Genomic DNA, 9,868 nt, shown 5'->3' on the forward strand with positions numbered 1-9,868 from the left:
AGGAGGCAACGATCATCCCCTCAATCTAATAAAACAATTATCTCCTATCAGACTGGAGATGTAAAGAAGTAGGTCTAAGGGTTTATAGGTATCCCTTGAACAACCTAAATACATTATACAAGGAGGATATAAGATGAAGTTTATCGATTTGACGAGGGAAATCAACAATAACACCCAGGTGTGTCCTTGTGACAAGGTACCAGTTGTAGAGGATTATGATACAATGGAAGAGGAAGGTGTCAATGTCAAGTTCATGAAGATGGGGACGTACACATCGACCCACATCGACGCTCCTTACCACATCAGCAAAGAGGGCAGGAATCTGAATGATTTCCCTGTGGAACGCTTTATCGGTAAAGGCATTGTGCTGGATTTCAGCGATAGAGGAGAGATATACGAAATCACCCGTGAAGATATCATGGCCCATGCAGAGGAGCTGAGGCAAGTGGATTTTGCAATCCTCAATACCGGGTGGGCGTCATATTACGGCACATGGGATTTCTTCCGCCACCCTTACCTGAGCGGTGACGCGGCGCTGGCGCTCGTGGAGCTTGGAATCAAGATTGTCGGGACAGACGGAAGTTCTGCGGATGCGGCTTATGGGTTTGCTTGTGTGGACGGATGGTTTCCGAAAAAGCTCGGCAAGATCAACGACAAGTACGGCACGCCTCATTACCTGCTCATACTGTTCTACATCGTGGGGCTCATCCCGGTTGTCGCGGGACTTGATATCGATCGTATTGCCAACATGTCCATGATACTCATGAATATCACGACGTTCCTTGTCGTAGTGGCAACCGCACGGCTGCCGAAGCTGCTTCCTGACGCGTGGGCGAAGTCTACGTTCAAGATATCCAACGTAGCTCTGAAAGTGATCTGCTACCTGTGCGGAGCGCTGCTTGCCTTCCAGAATTACTTGCTGATTGAAGACAATACGCCGGAAATCATTATCGGTAATATCATACTTCTTGTACTGACCTTTATCTTCATGGTACTGCGTTACAAATCTGGCAAGGTAAAGGTAGAGGTCAGCTGGGAAGAGGAATAAAAATATATCAGAGATGGCACGATGCCTGGGAGATTATAAGATGGCAGAAATAACAAGCAGAGAATATGCAGCCGGCATGGATGCAGAAGACAAGTTGAGCACGTATAAAAAAGAATTTTACCTTCCGGATTACCTGTATTATGAAGCGAACGGCCTGGGACCTATGTCCCGCCGTTCGGAAGAGACGCTGATGCGGGTGTCGTACCGCATAAGCTCCATGAATGGGGCGTGGACTTCGCTGTGTGGTGCAATTACAAATACCTGAACGGAGGGCTTGGATGTCCCGCCACCATCTTTATCCTTGAAAAGAACTTTGACATCCCTGTTGCGATGCCCGGCTGGCACGGCTATGAGAAGAGCCGCCAATTTCAGAAGCTCCCTTATTTTGAGGCAGAGACAGGCGCCGGCGGCTGGCAGCACGGATCACCGCTCATCCTGAACATGGCCCCTCTTGAAGGAGCCCTGGATATGATAAACGAGGCAGGCATAGACGCTATCCGGGAAAAGTCTCTGGCCATGACCGGATATTTTATCGAACTTGTGGACGATATGCTGGCCCGCCGCGGCGTCAGCATACTCACTCCCCGCGAGGAGGCAAGAAGAGGCGGGCATGTGACGATTCTGCATGCGGCCTCTGAAGAGATAACGGAATTTCTTGACAGCGGCTCCCAGTTGACGGATCGATTACGGGCTGCAGTAACGGAAAGATTAGAATCTGGCATTGAGGCATCCTGGTATGATCAGGTGAGGATAGCATTTTCACCGCTTTTTGGAAGCTTCGAGGATGTGAGGCAGACGGCGGAAAATCTGTACCAGCTTCTGAACGTTTAGGTCTTGACATTGCCCCGAAGGGGAAAGTGTAGAATATCCTTGGCAGAGAACAAATATTATATGCTTATTGGGCTGCTGAGGCTCAATAAGGTGATGTGATTGGAGGTAAAACGTCAACAGTCAATTTATAAGAGAACCAGAATATGAAATCAGGGTGGAAAAAGACCGTCCGATTGTGATGAAAGATGATATCCGCCTCTACTGTGACGTTTACAGGCCGGATGACAAAGAGAGGCATCCGGTGCTGGTGGGCTTTTCCCCTTTTGGCAAGGTAGCCCAGGAAGCCGGGAGAAGACGGGATCCGATTCAGCTTGGCAAATTCATGTATGAGCAGGGAATTGAGATCGGGGGCATTGACTTCTTTGTATCCCGGGGATATACCGTGGTCGTAGTGAACCCGAGGGGAATCCAGAATTCGGAAGGCGTATGGACGGGCGTCTTAAGCAGGCAGGACCAGATTGACTGCTGTGAGGTCATCCGGTGGGCAGGGCATTATCTGCCAGATGGCAGCGTCGGCATGATCGGATGCGGCTATGCAGGGAAGATCCAGCCTCTAGAGGCAGCGATGGATCCGCCGTATCTGAAAGCGATCATGCCTGTGGATGTCATCGATGACATGTACCTTGACTGTTATCCGGGCGGCATATTAAGCGATATCAACTATCCGCTCTGCAGCTATATCCCGCATACGAATACGATATCAGAGGCTGAGATGGAAAACAGCCCGGAGAATCTGAAGGAGATGCTTGCAGAAGCGAGAAGGCAGCCTGAGATTGCAACCAATTCCTATTATTACAGAGGGCTCGACAGCTTCCCGCCGAGACACTACACATGGAACATCGATGTCATGCTGCATCCATACAGCGGAGAGTGGTGGGACAGAAGAAGCTTCAAGGACCGCAAGGTGACGATACCTTCCTATATCGTAGGGCTCTACTATGAGTACGGCTATACGACCATATCTGCCTTTGACATCTATAATAAGATTGATGACGAAGTGCCGAAGAAGCTTATGATGATAGACCCTGCATCTGCCAAGACATCCCCGTATGAGAAACCAGTGGCAGAACAGCTCAGGTGGTATGACTACTGGCTCAAGGGCATCGGCACCGGAGTCATGGATGAGCCCCCGATGAAGCTGCTCGTAAGAGGTATCAACAAGTTCCGCTACGAACACGAATGGCCGCTGGCACGTACGCAGTGGACGAAATATTACCTAAGGGACGGTGGGCTGCTTTCCACAGAGAAGGAAAAAGATGAGCATGTACAGCTGACCATCCTCAACCATAAGAGCCCGTATGAAGGTGGATCTAACGAGACTTATGCAGTGCCGAACGTCGTATTCCGCACGCCTGTGCTGGAAGAGGACGTAGAAGTGACCGGCCCGAGCGTCATGAACCTCATGTGTGCCATCGACAAGACAGATGCCAACTTCACCATCATGCTGAATGATGTTCCCCCGGAAGGCGAGGGACATCCGCTGAATCTTGTCACAGGGAATCTCCGGGCATCCCACAGAGGCCTGGAGAAGAAAGAGCTGGAGCCGTGGGAGCTCAACAATGACCATACGAAGAAGGTTCCGGTCGTTCCGGGCGAGATCAACGAATATACGATAGAGGTCATGAATACGTCCAGCGTATTCAGAAAAGGCCACCGTATAGAAGTTGAAGTGAAAAACTACGATGCGAATCCGTACCACTGGATGGTACAGCTGCCGAACAGCCAGGATATCGAATATAAGATATTCGTCGACAGCATCCGCGATTCCTATATCAACCTGCCGATCATTCCATACTCCGATGAGGACCAGTGGATCCGTTGATAGACAGGAGCCAGGCGGTCTGCAAGCAAAAAGAACAGGAAGGACAGCATGTGCACGGAGGAATTCCTGCATGAATTGTTAGAATCTACAAATCTTGCATATAAGAAATTATGTATGAAACCCTCCGGGATGGTAAGCAGCATCTTACCATCCCGGAGGGCTGCTTTTGATATTATAAATTATCCTGTATCTGCATGAGCTCTTTTGATTGCTTCCGGGCAACTTTCAGAAATTCTTCCATCACCCTTGTCACGTATTTTGTCTGCTTATGGTAAAAATATATATTGCGCCCTGTGTGGCTGCCATGGACTTTGTAGTAGAAGCAGTCTCTTTCGTTCGGCATGTGCTTCAGGAGAGAATCACTCACGAATGTAACGCCCATCCCATAGCAGCATACGTTGAACGCAGTGACCTGCTGGTCGAGCTTCAGTATGATATTCGGAGTGAACGACTGTGCCTGGCAGATCTTATCCGCCCGGGAGCGGGTGTCATTGCCGGAGCGCAGGAAGATAAAAGGCTCTTCTTTAAAGAACGCAAGGGGGACGCACGGCGTCTCCTTCTTCAGATGCCGGCCGACCAGAATGTCTTCTATCGTAAGCCGGAATCCGGAGGCCATCTCATTGGAAGGAAATGCCTTCGGAACGGCAAGGAGAAGCGTCTCTTTCGTGTAGAGATGGTGCTGGTAGATCGTGTCCGGGAAAGAGGAGTTGTCTATCACAAGATCCAATGAGCCGTGGAAGAGCTGTTCGATAAGCTGCGGCGTGTTGGCCTCTATGAGGTGCACCTTTACGAACGGGTACTTCTGGGTGAACTTCGTGATGATCGGAGGAAGGATATAAGAAGCGAACAGGTTGCTGCCGCCTATGGCAACCTGTCCGGTCTTAAGCTCGTTTATATCAGTCATATAGGTTTCAAACTGGTTCTGGATATCCATGATTTCTTCTACGGCTTTTATGTAATGGCGCCCGCAGTCGGTGAGCTTTATCGGGCTTACGCTTCTGTCGAAGATAGGGGCGCCGATCTTCTCCTCCACCTTTTTGACGGCGGCGCTTAAGGACGGCTGGCTTATGTATAGATTGGCCGCGGCTTTGGAAAAGCTGCGTTCTTTGTACACTTCATATACGTAATTCATGGAATTGAACATGTTTAGATTCCTCCGGTTTCCTGTTTATCATATGATACCGGGCGCAAAAGGTACTGCCTGCTGCCCTGCTATTATAATATTATAACTTTGCTTTCAGATGAAAGCAACACAATGTGCGCGAAATAGATGGCGTACATTGTGCTGCTTCATTGCTGGAAGGGAATCTTTAAGGCCAGATGGCTCTTGCTTTCTTAGCTTCTACGACACGTTTGACCGCGATAAGGTAGGCGCCGGTACGGAGCGTCCCTTTATTCTTATGGGCGATATCCCATACGGCTTCAAAAGCAGGATCCATGATATTCTTAAGTTTTTCATTAACCGTCTCTTCAGTCCAGCTTACAGACTGGATATTCTGTACCCACTCGAAGTAAGATACGACGACACCACCGGCATTTGCCAGGATATCCGGTACGACAAGGATCCCTTTTTCCGCCAGGATGTCATCGGCCTCAGAAGCAATCGGGCCGTTGGCTGCCTCGACGATGATATCGGCGCGGACGCGCTCCGCATTGGAGTCATTTATCTGATTTTCAAGGGCGGCAGGAATGAGGACCTTCACATCCAGCTCCAGCAGTTCTGCGTTGCTGATTCGTGTCATACCGTCTTCCTCGTAGCCGGTGAGCAGGTTCTTCCTGTTCTGTGACAGATAATCCAGAATATCCGGTATATTCAGGCCGCTTTCTTTATAGATGCCTCCGGATACGTCACTGACTGCCACGACCTCCATTCCTTCCCTGTGGAGCAGCTTCGCTGTGATGCTCCCTACATTTCCCATGCCCTGGATGGCAACCGTCGTGTTTTTCGGATCTATGTCCAGCTTCTTCAGCACATTCTTTGTCGTGAACATGACGCCGCGTCCGGTTGCCTCGCTTCGGCCGAGGGCTCCGCCGAGCTCGATAGGCTTGCCTGTCACGACACCGTGTACGCAGTGGCCTTTCAGCATGCTGTAAGTGTCCATCATCCAGCCCATGACAGCCGCGTTCGTTCCGACGTCAGGAGCCGGGATATCCTGCTCGGGGCCGATAAGCGGGGCGATTGCCGCCGTAAACCGTCTTGTGATGGCACGGATCTCGTCTTCGGTCAGCTTGTTCGGGTCGCATACGACGCCGCCTTTGCCGCCGCCGTAAGGGATATTCACGACCGCGCACTTGAAGGTCATCCAGGCCGCAAGCGCTTTGACTTCGTCCAGATTGACGTCAGGATGGAAACGGATCCCTCCTTTGGCCGGTCCCCTTGAGGTGGAGTGCTGTATGCGGTAACCCTCGAATACTTTCGTGCTGCCGTCATCCATCCGTACCGGAATGGCTACTTTCAGTTCCCGCTCCGGATATTTCAGCGCTTCAATGTCGCTGTCTGTATAACCTAAGATATTAGCTGCTTCAGATACTACTTTTAATACATTGTCATATGGATTATATGTGTGGTTCATAACTGCCGTTCTCCTTTTTTGATTTATTTGCTGTTATTCGTTTCCAGTGCTGCAATTTTAATACATAAGATAAAGATATCCATGGCTGCGTCCAGTTCTTCCAGTGTCGGATAAGATGGAGCGATGCGGATATTGCTGTCCTTCTCGTCCTTTCCGTAAGGGTACGTCGCTCCCGCGTCTGTCAGTACGACTCCGGCCTCTTTTGCAAGTGCCACCGTCCGTCTTGCACAGCCGGGCCGTGTGTCGAGCGAGATGAAGTACCCTCCTTTTGGACGGCTCCAGGATGCGAACCCGGTGCCCTTTAGTCCCATTTCCAGTTTGGAAAGTACGAGGTCGAACTTGGGGCGGAGCTCATCTGCCAGCATAGCCATATGTGCCCGGATATTTTCCGGTGTCTTGAAGTGCCGTACGTGCCGCAGCTGGTTCAGCTTGTCGTAGCTTATGATCTGTGCGGACATGTGCCCTTTCAGCTCTTTGATGTTGCCAGGACCGGAGGCGATGAGTGCGACACCGGCGCCGGGAAATGTAATCTTGGAGGTAGAGAAGAAGTAGTAAGTCCGCTCGGGATGTCCGTGCTTCTCACATGCGTCCAGTATATTCTTGAGCGCAACCTCTTCATATATATGGTGGATGCCGTATGCGTTGTCCCAGAAGATACGGAAGTCACGCGCTGCCGTTTCCATGGAAGCGAGCTCCTCTACCACCCGGCTGCTGTAGCAGACGCCCCCGGGATTGGAATGGAGCGGTACGCACCAGATGCCTTTGATAAGAGGATCCTGCCTGACAAGCGTGGTGACGAGATCCATATCCGGACCTTCTTCATTAAGCGGTATTGGTATCATCTCGATGCCCAGCTCTTCACATATTCTGAAGTGGCGGTCGTATCCCGGTGAAGGGCAGAGGAACTTGACCGGAGTCCCTGCGTATCTATAGTGCTGCCACGGGCGGTTCCCGCCCGTACCGAAGAGGCATAAGGCAGCCACGATGTCGAACATAAGGCTCAGGCTCGAGTTGCCGCCTATGATCATCCTGTCCGGATTGAGGCCGAGCAGGTCTGCAAATAGCTGCCTGCATTCCGGGATGCCGTCCAGAATGCCATAGTTCCTTGCGTCTGTCCCGTCTGCGGTCATGTAGCTGTCCATAGCCCCCAGCAGCGCGCTGCTTAAATCAAGCTGGGAAGGGGCAGGCTTTCCACGGGACATATTTAGTTTCAGATGCTTTCCCCTGGCTTCCTCGTACGCGTCCTTCAACTGCTCTAGGGATGTGGTATTGCTTGGTGTATCAATCATGTGCGTTCCTCCTTAAAGGCCTTTGTTTTCTTGCCTTCATTATAGGTAAAATGTTATGATAGAAGCAAATACTTATATTTGTATAAGAAGTATAGGCATTTGGCTATCTTGATGCGGAGGCTGCAGAATAAGCGGCAGGAGCATCCTTGACGGCCAGGTGCAGGAGAAAAGGGAGGCGTGGATGGTGAACTGGGAAGAGATCAGGAACAGGGACAGCCTGACGGCGAAGGAGAGCAAATATATATGCAATGAATTGATGACGACGGACATGCGGATGGAACGGCTGATCGTAGAACATTTTACGCCGGAGGATTACTGCCGTGTCAAGGAACGCAGCATCGGAGGCGGGAGGATCGGGGGCAAGGCATGCGGCCTTCTTCTTGCGAGGAAGCTGATTGCGGTGCGGACGCCTCAGTACATGGAGCATATCGAGCCCCACGATTCATTTTTTGTGGGTTCGGACGTGTTCTACCAGTATCTTGTGGAAAATGACTGTATGGAACTTCGCAGACGCCACATGGAGGAGAAAGAGCGGTTTAAGGGAGCAGATGAGCTGCGCGCCGGCTTAAGCGGAGGCACCTTCCCGGAAGAAGTGCTAGAAGAGCTCAGGGAGGTGGTCCGGCATTACGGAGACACTCCTGTCATCGTACGGTCCAGCAGCTTTCTCGAGGATGGATTTGGCAATGCATTTTCGGGGAAATATGAATCTACCTTCTGCATGAATCAGGGAAGTGAGGAGGAACGTCTCGAGGAACTGATGGATGCGATACGGAGCGTGTATGCCAGCACGATGAATCCGTCCGCCATCGAGTACCGGAGAAGATGGAAGCTGCTCGATTCAGATGAGCAGATGGCACTTCTCATCCAGAAGGTGGAAGGGCAGAAGTACGACGGGTTCTATATGCCGGTGGCTGCCGGGATGGGCTGTTCTTACAATCCATACAAATGGATGGAGAACATGAATCCGGATGCCGGAATGCTCCGTATGGTGATGGGGCTTGGCACGCGGGCGGTGGAGCGCACGCCCGGGGATTATCCGAGGCTCGTGTGTCTGGACAGGGCGCAGGCGAACTTAAGGACTACCGTGGCGGAACGGCATAAGTATTCGCAGCGGAAGGTGGATGTGATGGATTATGAGACGAATTCCCTTGGCACGCGGCGGCTGGAAGAAGTAATCCAGGCGCTGCCGGGCTGGCAGAAGAAGCTTGTCTTAAGCCATGATACCGATGCGGAGGACATGCTTGCACAGCGGGGCGTCTATAAGAAAGTATATTTTGCAGACTGCCAGGGGATGGTGAACAATGATGATTTCATTCAGCTGATGAAGCATATCCTGGAGATGCTGGAAGAGGAATACGGAAGACCTGTGGATGTGGAATTTGCCGTCAACAGCCATGCAAAAGAGGAATGGAAAGTGAACCTGCTCCAGTGCAGGCCGCTACAGGCAAGCGTATCGGAGGAGATACATATCCCGGAAGATAAGTCGCAGGAATTCCTGTTCGACGTGCGCAGGACATCCATGCGCCGCTCCAAGACGGAGAAGCTGGACCTCATCGTCTGGGTAGATCCGCGGAAGTATTATGAATATCCGTATGCGAAAAAGTTCGGCGTGGCACGTAAGATAGACGAGATAAACAAGCATTTTGAAGAAGAGGAGAAGAAGATGCTCCTCCTCGTGCCCGGGCGCATCGGCACTTCATCCCCGGAACTCGGGGTGCCGGTCGTGTATGCCAACATCAGTGAATTCTGCGCCATCTGCGAGGTGGCATACAGCGAAGTCGGATACCATCCCGAACTCTCCTACGGAAGCCATATGTTCCAGGACCTCGTGGAAGCTGACGTATACTACGGAGCCATCAACGAGAACAGCAAGACAAGGTGCTACCAGCCGCAGCTGCTGAAGCAGCACCGGGATATCTTCCAGGAACTGTGGCCGGAAGACAGCGAGCTGAACGAGATAATAAAACTGTACGACGTGTCAGACTGCCGGGCAGAACTTATGCTGGACGTCAAACAAGGCCGGGCGGTCTGCCGCCTCGGAAAGTAGATTTACTCGATTAGGGACGTGATCTTTTTCAAAAGGGTTACGTCCCTAATTGGCTTTTGTGGTGTACCCAAATGCATTTTTTTGTTTCTTCCTTATAATTTCCTTAGATTTGTCTTATATCATGATTCTCGTAAGTCCAGCTAATAAATGTCAATAGATAAATAAAAAAATATTTTTTTCGAAAAAAGGGCGCACTTATCCCTTGGTGAAAATATCATTTTTTGAAAAGATATTATTTCGCCGGATTTACAGTATTTT

At 50.8% G+C, this 9,868-nt stretch carries 8 protein-coding genes; 5 read left to right on the forward strand and 3 right to left on the reverse strand.

The genetic code is table 11. The features are described from left to right. Positions 1-133: 133 nt before the first annotated feature. The 4 genes from E1963_RS18990 to E1963_RS19005 all read left to right on the forward strand — a co-directional run bounded on the left by E1963_RS18990 (position 134) and on the right by E1963_RS19005 (position 3,701). Positions 134-1,048: a cyclase family protein gene (locus tag E1963_RS18990; RefSeq protein WP_132281610.1), complete on the forward strand. Its 915-nt coding sequence runs from the start codon at positions 134-136 to the stop codon at positions 1,046-1,048. 40 nt (positions 1,049-1,088) lie between these two features. Next, positions 1,089-1,313 (forward strand): hypothetical protein, encoded by a 225-nt coding sequence (locus E1963_RS18995; RefSeq protein ID WP_132281613.1) that lies wholly within the window; start codon positions 1,089-1,091, stop codon positions 1,311-1,313. Further along, on the forward strand, positions 1,289-1,879 hold the full coding sequence (locus tag E1963_RS19000; RefSeq protein ID WP_132281616.1) for a kynureninase/PvdN C-terminal domain-containing protein: 591 nt from the start codon (positions 1,289-1,291) through the stop codon (positions 1,877-1,879). The genes E1963_RS18995 and E1963_RS19000 overlap by 25 nt, the downstream gene beginning before the upstream one ends. A gap of 154 nt (positions 1,880-2,033) precedes the next feature. Further along, entirely contained in the window at positions 2,034-3,701 is a 1,668-nt protein-coding gene (locus tag E1963_RS19005) for a CocE/NonD family hydrolase (protein WP_132281619.1), read from the forward strand. 172 nt (positions 3,702-3,873) lie between these two features. Here the strand turns inward: E1963_RS19005 and E1963_RS19010 are convergent, their stop codons facing one another. From E1963_RS19010 to E1963_RS19020, 3 genes are all read right to left on the reverse strand, one after another. Then, positions 3,874-4,845 carry a LysR family transcriptional regulator gene (locus tag E1963_RS19010; RefSeq protein ID WP_132281622.1) on the reverse strand — a complete coding sequence of 324 codons (972 nt, stop codon included), beginning with the start codon at positions 4,843-4,845 and terminating at the stop codon, positions 3,874-3,876. Positions 4,846-5,011: 166 nt separating this feature from the next. Next, positions 5,012-6,274: a Glu/Leu/Phe/Val family dehydrogenase gene (locus E1963_RS19015; protein WP_132281625.1), complete on the reverse strand. Its 1,263-nt coding sequence runs from the start codon at positions 6,272-6,274 to the stop codon at positions 5,012-5,014. A gap of 23 nt (positions 6,275-6,297) precedes the next feature. Next, entirely contained in the window at positions 6,298-7,563 is a 1,266-nt protein-coding gene (locus E1963_RS19020; RefSeq protein ID WP_201272076.1) for an aspartate aminotransferase type Ic, read from the reverse strand. 181 nt (positions 7,564-7,744) lie between these two features. Between E1963_RS19020 and E1963_RS19025 the strand changes: the two genes are divergently transcribed. Beyond that, a complete protein-coding gene (locus tag E1963_RS19025) occupies positions 7,745-9,610 on the forward strand; it encodes a PEP/pyruvate-binding domain-containing protein (RefSeq protein WP_167482274.1) in 1,866 nt (621 codons plus the stop codon). The last annotated feature ends 258 nt before the right edge of the window (positions 9,611-9,868 follow it).

Origin of the sequence: Extibacter muris (assembly GCF_004345005.1) — a bacterium.
GTDB lineage: Bacteria > Bacillota > Clostridia > Lachnospirales > Lachnospiraceae > Extibacter > Extibacter muris.

Bases quoted from the DNA above. Each gene is read 5' to 3' on its own strand.
- E1963_RS19020 (WP_201272076.1), bottom strand. From the start codon at position 7,563: ATGATTGATACACCAAGCAATACCACATCCCTAGAGCAGTTGAAGGAC.
- E1963_RS19010 (WP_132281622.1), bottom strand. From the start codon at position 4,845: ATGTTCAATTCCATGAATTACGTATATGAAGTGTACAAAGAACGCAGC.
- E1963_RS19015 (WP_132281625.1), bottom strand. From the start codon at position 6,274: ATGAACCACACATATAATCCATATGACAATGTATTAAAAGTAGTATCT.
- E1963_RS18990 (WP_132281610.1), top strand. From the start codon at position 134: ATGAAGTTTATCGATTTGACGAGGGAAATCAACAATAACACCCAGGTG.
- E1963_RS19025 (WP_167482274.1), top strand. From the start codon at position 7,745: ATGGTGAACTGGGAAGAGATCAGGAACAGGGACAGCCTGACGGCGAAG.
- E1963_RS18995 (WP_132281613.1), top strand. From the start codon at position 1,089: ATGGCAGAAATAACAAGCAGAGAATATGCAGCCGGCATGGATGCAGAA.